Source organism: Streptomyces lacaronensis (assembly GCF_047337785.1).
GTDB lineage: Bacteria > Actinomycetota > Actinomycetes > Streptomycetales > Streptomycetaceae > Streptomyces > Streptomyces lycopersici.
Window position 1 is genome coordinate 8,114,162 of sequence record NZ_JBLHDK010000003.1, and the last position, 16,793, is coordinate 8,130,954.

15 protein-coding genes and 2 pseudogenes are annotated in these 16,793 nt (G+C 70.1%); 7 read left to right on the plus strand and 10 right to left on the minus strand.

What is annotated here, in order from left to right; translation table 11 throughout:
* Positions 1–160: 160 nt before the first annotated feature.
* From ACMTAK_RS34835 to ACMTAK_RS34850, 4 genes and pseudogenes are all read right to left on the minus strand, one after another.
* Positions 161–928, minus strand: coding sequence for a sensor histidine kinase (locus ACMTAK_RS34835; RefSeq protein ID WP_413809848.1), 768 nt, complete (start codon positions 926–928; stop codon positions 161–163).
* Positions 925–1,659: a response regulator transcription factor gene (locus ACMTAK_RS34840; RefSeq protein ID WP_413809849.1), complete on the minus strand. Its 735-nt coding sequence runs from the start codon at positions 1,657–1,659 to the stop codon at positions 925–927. The genes ACMTAK_RS34835 and ACMTAK_RS34840 overlap by 4 nt, the downstream gene beginning before the upstream one ends.
* 75 nt (positions 1,660–1,734) lie before the next feature.
* A pseudogene (locus ACMTAK_RS34845) lies at positions 1,735–2,956 on the minus strand (RNA-guided endonuclease InsQ/TnpB family protein).
* Positions 2,957–2,963: 7 nt separating this feature from the next.
* Positions 2,964–3,200 carry a hypothetical protein gene (locus ACMTAK_RS34850; RefSeq protein ID WP_413809850.1) on the minus strand — a complete coding sequence of 79 codons (237 nt, stop codon included), beginning with the start codon at positions 3,198–3,200 and terminating at the stop codon, positions 2,964–2,966.
* A gap of 388 nt (positions 3,201–3,588) precedes the next feature.
* Between ACMTAK_RS34850 and ACMTAK_RS34855 the strand changes: the two genes are divergently transcribed.
* From ACMTAK_RS34855 to ACMTAK_RS52710, 3 genes and pseudogenes are all read left to right on the plus strand, one after another.
* The gene (locus ACMTAK_RS34855) at positions 3,589–4,920 is read left to right on the plus strand and encodes a phosphatase PAP2 family protein (protein ID WP_413809851.1); all 1,332 of its coding nucleotides are present in this window, start codon (positions 3,589–3,591) and stop codon (positions 4,918–4,920) included.
* A 156-nt stretch (positions 4,921–5,076) separates the two neighbouring features.
* On the plus strand, positions 5,077–6,375 hold the full coding sequence (locus tag ACMTAK_RS34860) for a sialidase family protein (RefSeq protein ID WP_413809852.1): 1,299 nt from the start codon (positions 5,077–5,079) through the stop codon (positions 6,373–6,375).
* A gap of 6 nt (positions 6,376–6,381) precedes the next feature.
* Positions 6,382–6,480: pseudogene (locus tag ACMTAK_RS52710) on the plus strand (YciI family protein); the annotation flags it as partial.
* A gap of 22 nt (positions 6,481–6,502) precedes the next feature.
* Here the strand turns inward: ACMTAK_RS52710 and ACMTAK_RS34865 are convergent.
* From ACMTAK_RS34865 to ACMTAK_RS34880, 4 genes are all read right to left on the minus strand, one after another.
* On the minus strand, positions 6,503–7,420 hold the full coding sequence (locus tag ACMTAK_RS34865; protein WP_413809853.1) for an AraC family transcriptional regulator: 918 nt from the start codon (positions 7,418–7,420) through the stop codon (positions 6,503–6,505).
* Between the two features lie 71 nt (positions 7,421–7,491).
* Positions 7,492–8,400, minus strand: coding sequence for a zinc-binding dehydrogenase (locus ACMTAK_RS34870; protein WP_413809854.1), 909 nt, complete (start codon positions 8,398–8,400; stop codon positions 7,492–7,494).
* A 219-nt stretch (positions 8,401–8,619) separates the two neighbouring features.
* Positions 8,620–8,946 (minus strand): antibiotic biosynthesis monooxygenase family protein, encoded by a 327-nt coding sequence (locus ACMTAK_RS34875; protein WP_262703744.1) that lies wholly within the window; start codon positions 8,944–8,946, stop codon positions 8,620–8,622.
* Between the two features lie 603 nt (positions 8,947–9,549).
* Entirely contained in the window at positions 9,550–10,533 is a 984-nt protein-coding gene (locus ACMTAK_RS34880; RefSeq protein ID WP_413809855.1) for a zinc-dependent alcohol dehydrogenase family protein, read from the minus strand.
* Positions 10,534–10,652: 119 nt separating this feature from the next.
* Between ACMTAK_RS34880 and ACMTAK_RS34885 the strand changes: the two genes are divergently transcribed.
* Positions 10,653–11,579, plus strand: a complete 927-nt coding sequence (locus ACMTAK_RS34885; protein ID WP_413809856.1) for an AraC family transcriptional regulator — start codon at positions 10,653–10,655, stop codon at positions 11,577–11,579.
* A gap of 43 nt (positions 11,580–11,622) precedes the next feature.
* Here the strand turns inward: ACMTAK_RS34885 and ACMTAK_RS34890 are convergent, their stop codons facing one another.
* Positions 11,623–12,033: a DUF2000 family protein gene (locus tag ACMTAK_RS34890; protein WP_413809857.1), complete on the minus strand. Its 411-nt coding sequence runs from the start codon at positions 12,031–12,033 to the stop codon at positions 11,623–11,625.
* 148 nt (positions 12,034–12,181) lie between these two features.
* On the opposite strand from ACMTAK_RS34890, the gene ACMTAK_RS34895 reads away from it, so the two are divergent.
* From ACMTAK_RS34895 to ACMTAK_RS34905, 3 genes are all read left to right on the plus strand, one after another.
* A complete protein-coding gene (locus tag ACMTAK_RS34895; RefSeq protein ID WP_413813087.1) occupies positions 12,182–12,994 on the plus strand; it encodes an AraC family transcriptional regulator in 813 nt (270 codons plus the stop codon).
* Between the two features lie 275 nt (positions 12,995–13,269).
* The gene (locus ACMTAK_RS34900) at positions 13,270–15,354 is read left to right on the plus strand and encodes a bifunctional glycosyltransferase 87/phosphatase PAP2 family protein (RefSeq protein ID WP_413809858.1); all 2,085 of its coding nucleotides are present in this window, start codon (positions 13,270–13,272) and stop codon (positions 15,352–15,354) included.
* Between the two features lie 99 nt (positions 15,355–15,453).
* Complete coding sequence (locus ACMTAK_RS34905) at positions 15,454–16,086, plus strand: superoxide dismutase family protein (RefSeq protein WP_413809859.1); 633 nt, start codon at positions 15,454–15,456, stop codon at positions 16,084–16,086.
* 46 nt (positions 16,087–16,132) lie between these two features.
* On the opposite strand, the gene ACMTAK_RS34910 is transcribed toward ACMTAK_RS34905, so the two are convergent.
* Complete coding sequence (locus ACMTAK_RS34910; protein ID WP_413809860.1) at positions 16,133–16,732, minus strand: HD domain-containing protein; 600 nt, start codon at positions 16,730–16,732, stop codon at positions 16,133–16,135.
* Between the last annotated feature and the right edge of the window lie 61 nt (positions 16,733–16,793).

Sequence of the window (16,793 nt, forward strand, 5' to 3'; positions counted from 1 at the left end):
GATGGGAGCGGAGCGTGAACCTTCGGGTGGGTCGGTGGGGACGGGTGTCCTGGCGTTACGGGGACACGGACCTTCGCGTTACGGGGTCTTCCGGGTCCGAGAACCTCCGCGTTCCGGGGACGTGATGACCAGCGAACCAGCTCGACCTGACTCCCCCCGGTCAGTTTCCTGACGAAACGCTGACAATGGGGAAGGCCACGGTGACCGTGGTGCCGCGGCCCGGTGCGCTGCTGACGCTCACCTCCCCGCCGTGCCGCTCGACCACCCGCCGCACGATGGTGAGGCCGATGCCGCCGCCCAGCTCGATCGGGCCGTCCTCGTCGCGCGGGGAGGTGAGCCGGGCGATGTCCCGCGGGCCCATGCCGGGCCCCTGGTCGCTGACCGACAGCTCGACGCGCGGCGTTCCGCCGGTCCCGTTCCCGTCCCCCGTTTCGTTCCCGTCCCCCGTCCCGGTCCCGTCCCCCGCCCCGTTCCCGTCCCCGGCCACCTGGCCGCGTACCGCCACGGTCACCGGGGACCCGGCGGGGGTGTGGCGCAGCGCGTTGTCCAGCAGATTGCGTACGGCGTGCCGCAGCATGCGGTTGTCGGCGACGACGGTCGCCCGGCCGGAGTTCTCGCGGGCGATGGGGCGTTCGGGGTCGAGCAGCCCGAGATCCGCCACCGCCTCGTCCGCCACGTCCCGCAGATCCACCGGCTCCCTCTCCAGCGGCCGTACCCAGGAGACGTCCGCACGGGGGAACACCTGCTGGACCGCCTGGTGCATATGGTCGGCCTCGTCCTGGATCCGGCGCAGGGCGCGCACCATCAGCTCGGGGTCGTCGCTGAGCCCTTGCAGCGGGAGTTCGGCCCAGCCCCGGATGGTGGTGAGGGAGGTGCGCAGCTCGTGCAGCAGGACCTCCAGCCGCTGCTGGCGCTCGTGCGTGCTCATCCGGAGGCGAGTCCGCCGAGCCAGTAGCCGAAGCCACGGCGGGTGTGGATCAGGGCGGGTCCGGCCTCGTCGACCTTGTGACGGAGGCGGGAGACCAGCTTCTCGATGGCGTTGTCGCCGTAACGCCGGTGGTCCGCCACCCACAGATGCTCGCCGATCTGTTCCTTGGACAGCACCTGCCCGGCGTTGACCAGCAGATAGCGGAGCAGCCGGAACTCCGCCGGGGTCAGCTCCAGCGCCCGCCGCCCGCGCCGCGCCTGACGGGTCGTCTCGTCCAGCACCAGATCCGCGTACGTCGTCGGCGGCTCCTCCCGCCGCCGGTTACGGGTGCGCAGCAGGGCGTGCACCCGGGCCAGCACCTCGCCGATCCGGAACGGCTTGGTGACGTAGTCGTTGCCGCCGATGCCGAGGCCGGTGACCAGCGAGTCGAGCGAGTCGCGGGCGGTGAGGAAGAGCACCGGCGGATGGTTCTCGTCGGCCGCCACCAGGCGTCGGCACACCGTGAAGCCGTCCAGATCGGGCAGCATCACATCGAGGATCACCAGGTCGGGCCGGTCCCGCCCGACCCGGTCGAGCGCCTCTCCGCCGGTGGCCGCGGTACCGACCCGGTAACCGGCCAGCTCGAGGGTGGTCGAGAGCAGTTCGGCGATTCTCGATTCATCGTCGACGACCAGGATGCGCTGCCCGTTGCCACGGGCCGGCGCTGGTTTCTCGCTGACACTCCCGTACACGCCATGACACTACTTGACTGTTCCTCAGCCTGAAAGCGGGGATTTCAGCCTTCAGGGGTGTTGAGGATTCCTGACTCAGGCAGCTTGGCCGCACTGCGTGCGGCCAAGTCTCACGCCTTCAGCGCCAACCGGGGTCAGACCTGCCCGGATGAGCATCACGCGGGCGGAGTTCTTGTCTCTGGGCGAGACGGTTCCGCACGTGGTGCGGGTGTGGGTGCGCTCACCCAGCGGCAGTGCGTGCTCGGCTCTCGCTCCGCAGTGCGCGCAGTCCATCGTGGTGTGCGCGGGATGTACCAGGTGCACGGTGCGTCCGTGCTTTCGGCCCATTTCGATTAGGGCCTTCTTGGCGGCGCCGATGGCGGCGTCGGCGGCCTTGCGCGCCATCGAGGTTTTGGTGAGGAACTTCGGACGAAAGTCCTCTACCGCGATGGCGTCATGGTCGCGTACGACTCTCTTGGCCCACTTGCGGCCGGTGTCCGCACGCTGTCGGGCGACCTTCTTGTGTAGCTTCGCTCGCAGCTTCTTCGCCTCGCGGTAGCGTTTGGAGGCGGCCTGTCCCTTCTCCGGCTTGCGGCGAGCCATCATCCGGTCATAGCGGTTCAGCTTGGCTTTGGCCCTCTTGCCGTGCGCGGAATGGGGAAGGTCATGGGCATCTGAGGTGGTGGTTGCGGTCTCCTTCACGTCCCAATCCACACCGATCACCCGCCCGGTAGCGGGTAGAGGTGAGACCTGGGCAGGGACGACGAAGCCGGCGTACCAGTGCCCAAGACTGTCCCGGTACACGCGCACGCTCGATGGGTCGGCTGGCAGCTCACGCGACCACACCACGGTCAACACGATGCCCCCGGCCAGATGCTGCCCCGTCCTTCAGCCGGAAACCCCGCTTCGTGTAGTTCAAGGTCGGAGCGGCGTCGCGCTTCTTCTTCCATTTCGGCATCCCGGCCCGTTGCTTGGCCGGTAGTCCGTCCTTGATGTCTTTCTGTGCCTTGGCGCGTGATTTACCGAAGTCCCGAATGATCTGCTGTCGGGGAACACTTGAGCCGTCGCGCAACCACGGGGTCATCGCGCGGGCTTCGGTCAGCATCTTGTCGAGCTGGGCGGGGCCGCAGGTCTGCTTGCCGCTGGAGGTACTCTTGTTCCGCAGGTGCACGGCTTTGGATTTGGCGACGCATTCGTTCCAGATCCAGCGACATCGATTCCACTCCGCGAGCAGAGCCGTGTGGGCGGTCGACGACGTGCGAAGCCGATAGGTGTACCGAACCGGCCCAACCCCGTCGTTTTCCTTTAATACTGCCATATTGCCATTACTCTAGCATTATGGTCATGTACGGCAGCGCCATATCAGCCTTGCCGTCGCGCACATGACCAGCGCGGTCGGCGGCCCCGCCGAACAGGATGTCCACCCGGCGTGCGTCGGGCTGACGGGCATACGCGGTGAGGATCCCGGACAGCGGATCGGCATCCCCGGCGGACTTGATCACCAGCCGCAGACGCGCCTCGGTCTCGGCGGCCGGGCGTGCACCCTGGGCCGCGGCGCTCAATTTCGTTCTCAGCCCCGGAGCCGAGGATCTCATCCAGTGCTGGTGGCCCGGCACCCCTAGTGAGCGGGGATGCCCCGCCGGAATCCGCGTATTGGTGGAACCGGTCGGGCCAGGACTTTCCTGAAGGGTCCGGACCAGTGCACGGGGCACTGCCATGTGCGCATCGCGGCCACCGGCCGCATCCGCCGGAGTCGGCATCCTGGGCGGAGCTCCGCCCGCGCTGCTCGGTTAGCATGATCCGAACTCACGACGAGCGCCCCCATCGCCCGCCCTTCACCGGAAAACCGTGCTATCCGGTGCGAAGAGTGACCTACAACCCACATCGAGCAAATCGGCCAAACAATTGATATCTATAGCATCGCGGATGTTTTCGCGAATAAACAGCCGAATGACGTTCGCCGCGTGGCGCGGGCCACGGGCGGTGCTGTGGGCTGTGGCGGGTGTGGCGGTCCTCGGGTTCCTCGTCGCGCTGGAGATCACCGCCCGACGTTACGGCCTGCCGGGGCCGATGACCAATCAGGTGCAAGAGGTGGTAATCGCCCCCAAATCGGGCTTCCTGCTGTACGCCGGTATGGGCTTGATGATGGTGGTGCTCACCTGGCGGGAGCGGTTCATCGCCGCCGGTGCCGCGATCGGCATCGACATCGTCATCTTCCTGGTGCGGTGGGTGGCCGACGCGAAGGTGACCGAAGGACACCCCTTCGGCAACGGCGCGCTGTGGGTGTTGCTGGGCTGTGCGGTCATCGCGGTCACACGCCGCACCGGCCGGGAACGCGCCCTGCTGCTGAAGGGCGTCGGGCTGGGCCTGCTGCTGGTGGCGGGCCGCAAGACCGGCGACACCTGGCTGCTCATCACGGCGAAGTCCCGCCCGACGGTGCTCGATCCGTACCTGGCGACCGCCGATCACGCACTGGGCAACCCGTCGTGGCTGGCAGGCCGGATCGTCGAGGCCATGGGCCCGATCGGCGCCCATGTTCTCGACTACGTCTACATTCAGCTTCCGGTGGCCGCGGTCGTCGTCTCGATCTACCAACTGCGCAAGGTGGCGGTCGAGCGCCGCTTCCCGCGCCACCATCTGGTGCGCACCTTCCTCGCCATCGGCCTCCTCGGTCCGGCCATCTACATGGTCTTCCCGGTGGTCGGACCGATCTTCGCCTACGGCGCCGGGGCCTTCGGTACCGGCGGCGAGCACTGGGCGCTGGCCGACCTGTGGCCGCACACGCCGCCGCCCATCAGCGCCCCGCACTCGATGCCGTTCGACGAGATCACACCACGCAACTGCATGCCCAGTCTGCACACGGCGTGGGCCACCGCGATCTTCATCCATTCCCGCCAGGGCCCGCGGTTCCTGCGGTTCGCGGGAACGTTCTGGCTGGTCGCCACGCTCGGCGCGACGCTGGGATTCGGCTACCACTACGGTGTGGATCTCGTCGCGGGCGTGGTGTTCGCGCTCACCATCGAGGCGGCGCTGCGCTCGCTCGCACGTGGCTGGGACCGCTCGGGGACCCAACTGGTCGCCCACGGTGCGGCGGTCTTCGCCGCGCTCCTGGTGGCCTATCGCTATCTGCCGGTGGAGATGGCGAGACATCCATGGGTGTTCGGACCCCTGCTCCTGCTGGCCATGGGCTCGGTGATCCACGGCTATGTACGGACCACCAGGCTGTGGGAGCCGAAGGCCGCACCCGCGCTGCAACCGGAACCGCGGCCCGAACTGGTGTGAGCCGTGCTGACCGTAAGGCGGCCATGAGGCGGCCACGGGGCGAGGGCGGTTAGCGACGCGTTAGCCGATCGGCAGGGGATCATCAGCGGCGGCGGACAGCCTGGCTGGGACAGGCCCCGAACGACGGGGACCGCCCGCGCCACAGGGGGAGACTCAATGCCACGCCGCATCGCCCGCCGGCACGCTCGCAACGCCGCCGTCGCCACGGTGGCCGCCATCGCCGCCTTCGGGCTGGCCGCCTGCCAGGACACTTCGGACGGTACCTCCGCAGCCGCGTCCTCCACCGCGTCCCAGGACTCCGCCTCCCAGGGCTCCGGCTCCCCCGGCGCCGAGGCGAAGAACGGGGAGGGCGGCGCGGCGGCCCTGCAGAAGACGGACCCCAAGCCGCTGCGCGACGGCACGGGCCTCTACCCCCGGGCGATCCGTCTGGAGCACAGCGGGAAGGACAACGGCCGCGTGCTCGCCTCGACCGTCGTCCCCAACGGCGGCAACGGCATCGGCGCCATTCAGGAGAGCACCGACGGCGGAGCGAACTTCAACCAGGTGGGCACGGTCGCCGACCCCAAGCCCGCCGACGGCGGCAAGGGGCTGTGCTGCGCGACCCTCTACGAACTGCCGCAACAGGTCGGTGACATGCCGGCCGGAACGCTGCTGTGGGCCGCCTCCTTCGGCCAGGACGAGCCCGAATCCAGCCGCCATATGTCGATTCGGGTGTTCAAGAGCACCGACGTGGGCCGCACCTGGAGCTCTCTGTCCACGGTCGCCACCGCGCCGAACGCCAACGGGCTGTGGGAGCCGGAGTTCTCCATCGACGCCGACGGCAACCTGGTCTGCCACTACTCCGACGAGACCGATCCGAACCACAGCCAGAAGCTCGTCGCCGTACGCTCGCGGGACGGCGTCTCATGGGACGGCCCGCAGGACACCGTCGCCAGCGCCCCGGTCTCCGACCGCCCCGGGATGGCGGTCGTACGGAAGGTGCCGGACGGCAAGTACGTCATGACGTACGAGATCTGTTCCGAGGACCCCAAGTTCTCCTGCGTCGTGCACGTTCGCACCTCTTCCGACGGCTGGGACTGGGGCGACCCCGCCAACCTCGGCACCCGGCCCGAGACGGCCGACGGCAAGTACTTCAGGCACGCGCCGACCCTGGCCTGGGCGCCGGAGGACGGAAATCCGCAGGGCAAGCTGCTGCTGGTGGGACAGGTGATGTACAACGCGGACGGCAGCAAGGCCGAGGGCAGCGGGCGCACCGTCTGGACCAACAGCAAGGGCGGAGAGGGCGCCTGGAAGGAGATCCCGGCCCCCGTCGCCGTGAAGTCCGACAAGATCGACTTCTGCCCCAACTACAGCTCCAGCCTCCTGCCTTCGGCCGACGGGCGCCAGCTGCTGGAGATCGCGACCGACTACGACGGGGAAGTGTGCCGCCCGTACCACGCCACGGATGGCATGTGACCGGGCCGCCGGCCCGGCCCGGAGACGGCCCGCGCCGTCCTGACCCCGAACCGGTACGCGGACATCGAGGTCCACCGCTGGCAGTTCGGCGGGCGGCCGTCATGACCCGCCCCTCCATGGGGCCCGATCACTCGCGAAGTCGAGAACGGTACGCGCCCGGGGCCATGCCCCGGGCGCGTCGGAAGGCACGGCTGAAGGCGTGCGGAGAGCCGTATCCGACCGCGCTGGATATCGACTCGACCGGCTCGTCGGTATCGCGGAGCCGGACGGACGCCAGGTCGATGCGCCACTGCGTCACGTACGCGCCCGGCGTCTGTCCGAGGGCGGACCGGAAGTGCCTGGACAGTGTCGCCCGGGAGACGCTCGTCGCGGCGGCCAGGGTCTCCGTGGTCCAGGGGTGTTCCGGTTGGGCGTGGACACATGCCAGGGCGTCGCGCACGACCGGATCACGCATCGCGCCCAGCCATGAGCCTGACTGTTCCTCCGGGTGGCGGGCCAGCCAGGCGCGTACGAACTGGACGAGCAGAAGGTCGACGATGCTGTTGACGGCGGCGGTGGTGCCGATCTGGGGCTGTGCGAGTTCCGCCGTGAGGAGTTCGACGGTCCTTCTGAGCTGCGCGTTCTGGCGGGCTGTGACGTGCATCGGCCGGGTGAGGGAGGTGAGCACCGGTGTGCTCACCTCCGGGTCCTGCTCATAGTGCAGGACGATCACCTCTGTCTGCACCGGCGCCGAGCCCAGCCGCAGGGCTCGGCCATCGCCAAAAGCACGGGCCGCCGCCTCACGGTCGCAGGAACCCATCGTCACGCTGGCGCCGCCGGCTATCCCGTGTGCGGTGCCCGGCGACACCAGGACGGCGTCTCCGGCCCGCGCCTCCAGGGGCTTCTCGCCCGGGACGTGAAGCCACATCGTGCCGCGGGACACCATGTGCAGTGCCGCTCCTGGATAGGTGTCCAGCCACAGGCCCCAGGTTCCTCCGGCCTTCAGCATGACCCCGAGCGCCCCACGCGCACCCGAAACACGCAAGACCTCCGCCAGCACGTCCATGGGTCCATTCTCGTCCAGCGTCGCGAGCCGCCCACCGGCGGGAGGCGGCACATGTGTCGTCGTTCACAGCTTCAGGCCACGTCAAGAACGATCTTTCCGTGCACCTTCCGGGCGAACAGCGCCTGGACGGCGTCGTCCACCTCCTTCCAGTCGCCTCGCAGTCCGACCGGTGCCGAGAGCCTCCCGGCGGCCATGAGGCCCAGCAGGTCCGTCAGCTCCCCGCTGGTCGGCGTCATGTCGCCGTAGGTGGCGATGGTGCGGGGTTCGCCGAAGCCGAACAAGGCCCCTGACGGGAACGTGGTGTCCTGCCCCGAGGAGTAGCCGACCAGGTGGATGGTGCCGCCCTCGGCGAGGGAACTCCACGCCTGGGCCACCAGTGGCCCGCCGACCGTGTCCAGGACGAGGTCGAACCGGTCCCCGGTCTCGGCCAGGTCGGTCAGGACCTCGTCGGCGCCGAGTTCGCGGAGTCCGGCGGCCCGGTCCGGCGAACCGACGAGTGCCGTCACCCGGGCGCCCGCCAGCGCCGCCAGTTGGACGGCGAAGTGCCCCACGCCCCCGCTGGCGCCGGTGACCAGGACGTTGCGCGCCAGCAGGGAACGCTTGCGCAGCACCCGGAGTGCGGTGACTCCGGCGATCCCCAGCGCGGCGGCGTCGGCCAGATCCACGCCCTCGGGGACGGTGCCGAGCGAGGCGGGGTCGACTGCCACCCGCTCCGCCCACGCGTGGGGAGCCATTCCCACCGCGACGCGCGTACCTTCGGGCGGCCCCGAGCCGTCGGACGCGGCGCGCACCACGACGCCGGCCGCGTCGTGACCGTGCACAGCGCCGGCCGGCCACTGGTGCGCGTAATTCAGCTCTCCGAAGTTGAGACCGATGTGCCGTATCTCCACCAACGCCTCACCGGTGGACGGCACGGGCTCATCGACATCGGCGAACCGGACGGGTCCGGCCTCGCCGTGATCGACCACAAGGGCGCGCATAGGGTGTGCTTCCTTCTCTCGCGGATGCGCCTGAACACTCGGCGCGGTAGCGGGCGGCAGCGGATCGAGTGCGCGAACGCCGCACCGCCGCCTCCGTAAAACCCTTACGCACGGCCAGGACGGCGACCAGTCCCGGGAGAATCAATCAGTTGACGATCTGTGCCAGCGAACCGCCGGCCCCCTGGCCAGGGGGCCGGCGATGGTTGTCAGGGGCCAGGGTCAGCCTTGCTTGGGCGCGGCCTGCTGGACGACCTCGAAGGACCACAGCGTGGAGCCGGACGCGGCGGGCTTCTGCTGGGGGGCGTCCTCGCCGCCGCGCTGATGGGCCGCCTTCATCGGGCCCTCCATCCACGCCTGGAAGTCCTCCTCGCTGCGCCAGCGCGTATAGACGAGGTACTGGTCGGTCCCCTCGACCGGCCGCAGCAGTTCGAACCACTCGAAGCCGTCGGAGTTCTCGACCGTCCCGGCCCGTGAGGCGAAGCGCTTCTCCAGCACCTCGCGCTGCTCCTCCGGGACCGCCAGCACATTGATCTTGACGATGCTCATGCCCACCATCCTGCCGCATCACCAGGGCAGGCCGCGGGCTGCGACGCCAGGGCCTGTCCTGCGGACCGGTTGCCGCCGGACACCCCGGCTCGCGAAGAGCCGAAGCCTTCGGCGATCAGTCGCACCGGCCGCACGGATAGCCACGCCGCAAGGCGGACCGAGTCCCGGCCACGCCGGGCACAGGCGCCCACCGGCCGCGGTGTGACCGGTGCGGCGGCGGACCGTACGGCGACTGCCAGGCAGGCCGGTCGGTCCGACCCGGGCCGCCCGCGTCGCGGCGCCGTACGACCGGGTCCTGGAGCAGTCCGGCCGGCAGGCCGGGGCCGTTGTCGCGCCCGGAGGCGCACCTGTGGCAACGGCGGAGAACGATCGGCAGGCAGGTGGGCACAACCACCCAGTTTTTGGACATGGAGTTACACCGCTTCCCATGAGAAGACCGCAGCGAAAAGGAGCACGGCGCACAGGTGCGACGCGCGATGGATCGGCGCTCGGGGGTCTCACTCGGTGTACAACGGCTCGTCCTTGACGGGGTGACTGCGGGCGGCAGCACGGTAACGGCACACGGGAGCGCGGCTCCACTGATTTTCGGTGTGAGGACCAGGGTCAGTGGCTGATGACGACCTTGCCGAAGCGTGGCCCCTTCTCGAAGTGCGCGAACGCCGCCGGGGCCTCCTCGAACGGGAAGACGCGGTCGATGACGGGCCGGAGCCGGTGTTGGCCGATGGCCTTGTTCATCCGTTCGAAGTCGCTCCGGCTCCCGACGCTGATCGACCGGAGAGTCGCGGCGCGACGGAAGAACCGCGTCACGTCCATGCCGCCGCCCGCCGCCAGATTGCCGACGAGGGCGATCTGCCCGCCCCGGGCGACGGCGTCGATGGACTGGGAGAGCGTTCCGGCGCCGCCGATCTCGACGACGCGGTCGGCGCCGCCGCCGGTGAGTTCCCGTACCCGCGCGCCCCACTCCGGTGTGCTGGTGTAGTCGACGACATCGGATGCGCCGAGGGCGCCGAGACGTTGGGCCTTGGCGGCGCTGGATGTCGTGGCCAGGACGCGGGCACCGGCCAGGTGGGCGAACTGCAGCGCGAAGACCGATACCCCGCCCGAGCCCTGGACCAGGAGAGTGTCCCCCGGACCGACTCCGCTCACGGCCGACCACGCGGTGAGCGCGGCACACGGAAGCGTGGCGGCTTCCTCGAAGGACAGCTGGTCCGGCACGGCGACCAGGCTCTGTTCGTCCAGGGCGAGGTATTCGGTGAGCCAGCCGTCGCGGTGCGTGCCGCGCAGCTGCCCCCACTCGGGGAACGGACCGTACAGCCAGGTCGGGTGGAAGGTGCCCACGACACGGTCTCCGACCCGGAACCGCGAGACCCCCTCCCCGACTGCCTCCACCACGCCCGCGCCGTCGGAGAGCGGGATGCGCCCCGGCGGCACGTCGACGGGGTACCGGCCGGTGACGATGAGCAGATCGCGTGCGTTGAGGGAGCCGGCCTTCACCCGTACGAGCACTTCGCCCGCTGAGGGGCTCGGCACCGGGCCCTCCGCCGACTTGATCAGGCTGCCGTCCGTTCCCATCTGGAATATGCGCATTTCCTACCCTTCGTTCGTATGTCGCCTCCACGATAGACACGCCCGGCTGGACGATCTGTATCTTGGCGTCCATCGTTTGGCGCAGATCGTCCAGGAGGGATCGGGGGAGACCAAAGGGAGTGGAGAGGGATCCGATTGACGACCTCCTCGCCACGATGAAGATCGAGGACGCCCGGTATGTGCGGGTGGACGCCCGTGCGCCCTGGGGAATCTCGTTCCCTCCCCGGGACCTCGCCCGGCTGGTCCTGATCTCCCGTGGTGCGTGCCTGCTCGTCGCGGACACGCTCGCCGGGCCGCAGCGGCTGGAGACGAATGACTGCTTCCTGGTCCGAGCGGGGGTGAGTTTCACGCTTCAGGACGAGGCGGGCAGCGAGGTCGTCGACTGCGACGGGCTGATCTCCCAGGCCCCCGGCGACGCGGCGCGGGTCGGGGGCGACGGTGAGCTCACGCAGATCGTCTCCACCCGGTTCGCCTTCGACGCCGTGGCGGCGGAACCGCTCTTCGCGCTCCTGCCGCCGGTGTTCCGGCTGAATCTGGACGACGTGACCGGTCAACTCCTGCGGACCACGTTCGACCTCATCGCGCGGGAGAGCGCGGCGGGCGGGCTCGGTGGTGGCTTCATCATGAGCCGGCTGTCCGATGTGCTCTTCGTCCAGGCGCTGCGGACGTGTTGTACGGATGTCGGCGGCGGGACCGTCGGCTGGATCGCCGCGCTGCGGGACCCGCGGCTGGCGGTCGCCATGCAGGAGTTGCACGCGGACCTGGCCCATCCGTGGACGGTCGACGAACTCGCCCGCATGGCGGGGATGTCACGCTCGGCGTTCGCCGCCCTGTTCAAGGAGAGGACGGGGGACACCCCACTGGGCTACCTCACGGCATGGCGCATGTACCGGGTCAAGGTTCTGCTCCGCGAGACGCCGCTGAGTGTCCAGGAGATCGCCGTCCGAGTCGGATACGACACCGGCAGCGCGTTGAGCCGCGCCTTTTCGGGCAGGGAGGGTGTCACCCCCGGCACCTGGCGGAAGCGGAAGCTGACGGGCCATTGAGCCGTCATGGCCTTTGAGTCGTCATGGTCTTGGCGCCGGGCCCTCAGCCGTGCAGCCTCAGACCCTTCGTGACCTTGTCCACCTGGCCGCGCGGCCCGTAGACGGCGAGGCCCACCAGGTTCAGGGCGTCGGCCTCGACGGCGCGGACCGTGGCGCGGTTGTCGTCCTCGTTGTCGGTGGCGAAGAGTTCCTCGGTGTAGAGGGACATCGGCAGGTCGCGGGAGAGGGCGCGGGCGTGGGTGCGGGTGAGGGCGGGGGCGTCGGCGGTGTAGACGAGGGCCGGTTCGCGGAACATCGGAAGGTAGACATTGCCCGAGGCGTCCTCGTACGGCTTGCCGACGATCTCGTCCGAGGCGTGCGCCAGGCCGCTGGAGAGGAAGGCGGTCACGTTCAGCTTCTGCCAGTCGGCGAGGTCGGAGCGGACAATGACGGCGATCTTGGTGTCGAAGCGCATGCCGTCACTCTCGCCACTGCCGCGACCTGCCGTCTTGAACGCTCGTGCGCCACGGCACAATGGATCCGTGGCTGGAGTCGGAGAAGGGGAGCGGGGCCGGGAGGACTGGGCCCGGTACTGGCGCGATCCCGACCGGCCCGTGGAGGCCATGCACGCGCACTTTTTCAGCCATCGGTTCCATCCCCACAGCCATGACACCTACTCCTTCGCCGTGACCGAGGTCGGCGCCCAGCGCTTCCGGTGCCGGGGTGCGCTGCGCACCAGCGGGGCGGGGATGGTGATGGTCTTCAATCCCGACGATCCGCATGACGGGGAGGCGGCCGCCGAGCTGGGCTACAAGTACCGCATCGTCCATATAGGTCCCGATGTGGTGCGGAATGTCCTCGCCGATGTGGCCGGCAGCGCGGACGGCCGGGCGGCGCTGCCGCTGTTCGACCGCCCCGTGGTCTCCGATCCCCTGCTGCCCCGCGCCCTGCTGCGGCTGCACACCGCCCTGGTCGGCGGCGCCGGGCCGCTGGTCCGGGACGAGCGGCTGACCGCGGCCGTCGGGGCGATGGTGCGGCGCGGGGCCACCGGGCCGCTGTCGGCCCGGGAGCTCCCGGACGGGAGCGGTGAGCAGGCGCGGGCCGCGCGGCGGGCCAGGGCGCTGCTGGAGGGGTGTTACGCGGAGGAGATCCCGGCGGCGCGGCTCGCGGAGGCCGCCGGGTGCAGCCGCTTCGCGCTCTACCGGGCGTTCCGCGCCGCGTACGGGATGGCGCCGAGCGACTTCCAGCGGCAGCTCCGGCTGCGCCGGGCGCGCGGGCTGTTGGTGGCGGGCAGCAGCGCGGCGGAGGCCGCGGCCCAGGCCGGGTTCGCCGACCAGAGCCACTTCCACCGCTGGTTCGTGCGGTGCTTCGGAGTGACGCCGGGAACATTTCAGCGCGCGGCGAGTCCCGATTCGCGGCGCACCCCCCGGCCCTGATGAAATTGGCCCGGACCGTACGGACCCTCGCGGAGCGCAAGGACCCTGCCAAAGTCTGACATCTTTCGGACAACCCCGGACGACAGTCAGGTGAAGAGGGGGTGTTCCGCGTCTGAGTAGTGGGCTCAGTAGGGTCTCCAAACATCCGGGACAGATGAAGAGGGCGAGTGGGGGAGCGGCACGGCGTGGCGAACGTGGAGCGGAGCGGACTGGGGAGAAGCCCGGACACGGGGCCGGCCCCCGGCGCCGTAGGGGCGCGGACGTCACGGACCAGAATGGGGCTCGTGGCCCTGTGGCTCCTGGCGGGCGTGCTGGCGGTCCGTCAGGCGGCGGCGGTGCTGCGGCTGCCGCCCGATGAGCGGCTGACCGATCTGGAGACCTGGATCGGCGACCAGGGCGTGCTGCATGTCAGCGGGTCGCTGTACGACGGGGACTCCTTCACCGGCACCCCGTTCTCCGGGCTCGTCCTCAAACCGCTGACCCGGGCCGCCGAGCAGAGCCTCGGGGTCGCCTGGACCTTCGGCACCCTGCTGCTGGTCGTGGTCCTCGGGCTGGTGGTGGCCCGGTCGCTGCCCGGCCCGGTCTCCCGCCGCACCTCGCTGATCGCCGCACCGCTGGCCATCAGCCTGCTGGTGCTGTCGCTTCCGGTGCGCAACACCTTCACCCTCGGCCAGACCAGCGTCATCCCGGTGCTCCTGGTCGTCCTCACCGTGCTGCCCAGAACCTCCGGGCGGCAGGCGGGTGTGCTCATCGGAGTGGCCGCGGCGCTCCAGCCCGCGCTGCTGCTGTTCGCCGTCGTGCTGTGGCTGGTCGGGCGGCGCCGGGCCGCCCTGCTCGCGGGCGCCACGTTCGCCGTGTGCACCGCGCTCGCCTGGGCGGCCATGCCGCACGACTCGGGGACGTACTGGGGGCACCACATCGGCGGCTTCGGGCTCGGCGCCCCCGCCGACAGCCTGGCCAACCAGTCGCTGCACGGGCTGCTGCTGCGCATCGGCGTCGAGGGCCCGGTGGAGCTCGCGCTGCTGGCCGTGCTCGCGGTCGCGGTCATGGTGATCGGCCTGCGGCGCGCGGTGCGCTACACGAGGGACGGGCAGCTGCTGCTCGCCGCCGCCATCACCGGCAGCGTGGCGCTCGCGGTCTCGCCCACCTCCTGGCAGCACCAGCAGCTGTGGATCCTGCTGGCCGTGGTCGGCCGGGTGGGGCGGCGCGGCTCGGACCGGCTGGTGTGGCCGGTTCTGGTCGTACTGGCGATGTCGCTCAACCGCACCGCGCTGCTGCCCGACATCGAGATCCTCGGCCATATCGGCTACAACGCGCCGCTGCTGGCCGCGCTCGCCGCCGCCTGTCTGGTGCCGTTCCTCTCCCGTACCTCGCCGCGGTGGGACGACCCCGAGCCGACGCCGGTCGCCGAACCGGCCAGGAGCCGCTTCGCCTGGGTGCCGCTGCTGCGCGTCCTCAAGCGGCCGCTGTCCCGCCCGAACCTGATGCTCGAGCTGATGCTGATCCGCGTCGGCTACTTCGCCTACTCCTGGATCCGCGGCCACGCCCCGGACGAGCGCGGTGTGGCCGAGGGGCACGGAGACCAGGTGCTCACCCTCGAGGGCTGGCTGCACATCGACATCGAGCACTGGTTCAACGCCATCGTGGCCGACACCGGATGGCTCAAAGACTTCATGAACTGGTACTACAGCACCTTCCACTTCCTGATTCCGCTGTCCCTGCTGGGCTGGCTGTATCTGCGCCGCCCCGCGACCTACCGCTGGGCCCGCACCCCGCTGGCCTTCGCCACGCTGCTCGCCCTGGTCGGCTTCTGGCTCTACCCGCTGGCCCCGCCGCGGCTGATGGGGCTCGGCTACGTGGACACCGCGCACGGTCCGCAGGATCTGAGCAACCCGGACTTCGGCGCGCTCACCAAGCTGTCCAACCAGTACGCGGCCATGCCGTCGCTGCACGTGGGGTGGTCGCTGTGGTGCGGGGTGGTCATCGCGATCGTGGCGCCGTACGTCTGGGCGAAGGTGCTCGGCATCCTGTATCCGCTGCTGACGACGGCGGTCATCGTGGGCACCGCGAACCACTATGTGCTGGACGCGATCGGCGGCGCGGTCATCGTCACGGCCGGGTTCGCGCTCCAGTACGTGTTCCTCGGCGTGGGCGGGCGCCCGCACGAGGAGGCGCCACCGCTGTCGGCGGCGATGGGCGCCGCGGTCGCCCGCGCCAGGGGGCTGGTCCCGGGGCTGGTACGGCAGCGCGGTGGACCGCACGACGACGCCGAGACCTCGGAAAAGGGCCGGTCAGGGGTGGGTGAGTCCCCCGAAAAGGGGGCCGGGGCTCGCGTTGAGCGGCATGACCAGCGGGTCTAGCGTGGTGAGAAGGGGGCGGAAAGTCGGACAAGCGCGTGAGACGGGGGGAGCCGGGAATCGAGACGGGGAGCGGGGACCCCGACCGAGGAGGGATCAAGGATGTCCTTGGTGAAGGCAGTAACCGCGGCGGTCGCGATGGGCGCCTCAATGGCTGTCGCGACACCCGCGGTGGCCGCGCCCCCACACCCCTTCGTCTTCGTCCACGACAGGTTCCAGCCGGCGTCGGAGGCGAAGCACGCCGGTGCGGTGACGTACGACAAGTCGCTGGTGCCGACGTCCGCGTCGGTGTTCATCGCGGAGGCGCGGCTGAGCGGCAAGGGCATGAAGAACCACCACGAAGGTGGGGAGGGCCGCGGCCACTACCCGATGCACAAGGGCACGTTCGTGTTCATCAGCGTGCGTGGCCTCGCGGCCGATCACCACTTCGGGATCCACGTCCACACGAAGCCGTGTGGCACCAAGCCCGACTCGTCGGGGCCGCACTACCAGAACAAGCAGGACCCCAAGCAGCCCTCGACCAACCCGGAGTACGCCAACCCGCACAACGAGGTGTGGCTGGACGTCACCACCAGCAGCTCCGGCAAGGGCTGGGCCAAGTCCTGGGTGAAGTGGAACTTCCGGCCGGACGAGGCCCGTTCCGTGGTGATCCACAAGCATGCGACGGGCACCACGTCGGGCAAGGCCGGGCAGGCGGGCACCCGGGTGGCGTGTGTGAACGTGCCGTTCAAGTAGCGGCGTTCCGCGCATCGCGCGGCGCTCGGTGGAGGGCGGGCAGGCCTCACGGCGGCAGCAGTCCACCCTCCACCGAGGCGTCCCTGATCTCCTCGTACAGCGCGCGCAGCGTCTCGCTCACGGCCACCCGCGGCAGATGCAGCCCGTCCAGCGCCTCGGCGTCCACGGGAGCGTGGCTGTCGGTGGCCATGTCGCCCCAGCCCTGGCCGGTCAGACAGCGCATCAGGGCGGGGTCGAGCCGGTCCACCCCGCGCACCAGGCACGCCTCGGGCGTACGGCCCTCCTCGTACTCCCGCCACAGCGCGAGGAGTTCGGCTCCGAGCGGGGCGGGGAGCGAGGCGAAGCGCGGCGGTTCACCGCCCGCGGCACCCCGCTCCACCGCGTCCATCTCGACGAGGTCGTGCATCAGGCAGAGCTTGAGCATCTTGGTGAGGTCGAGCCGCTGCCCGGCCTCGCGCTCGAACTCGGCGTGCAGGATCCAGCTCACCATCGCCAGATGCCAGGAGTGCTCCGCGACGCTCTCCTTGCGCTCCGGAGTGGCGTTGTTGGCGCGCTCGATCTCACGGAGGCGGGCGGTGAGGGCTATGAAGTCGAAGAGTCTTCGACGGTCGCCCGCCGCACCGTGCGGGCCGTACATCTCGCTCATGGCGGTCAGTGTGCCCGCGCCCGGTGGGTTGTGGGACTCCTGGCGCGGCACGAACAGCTTA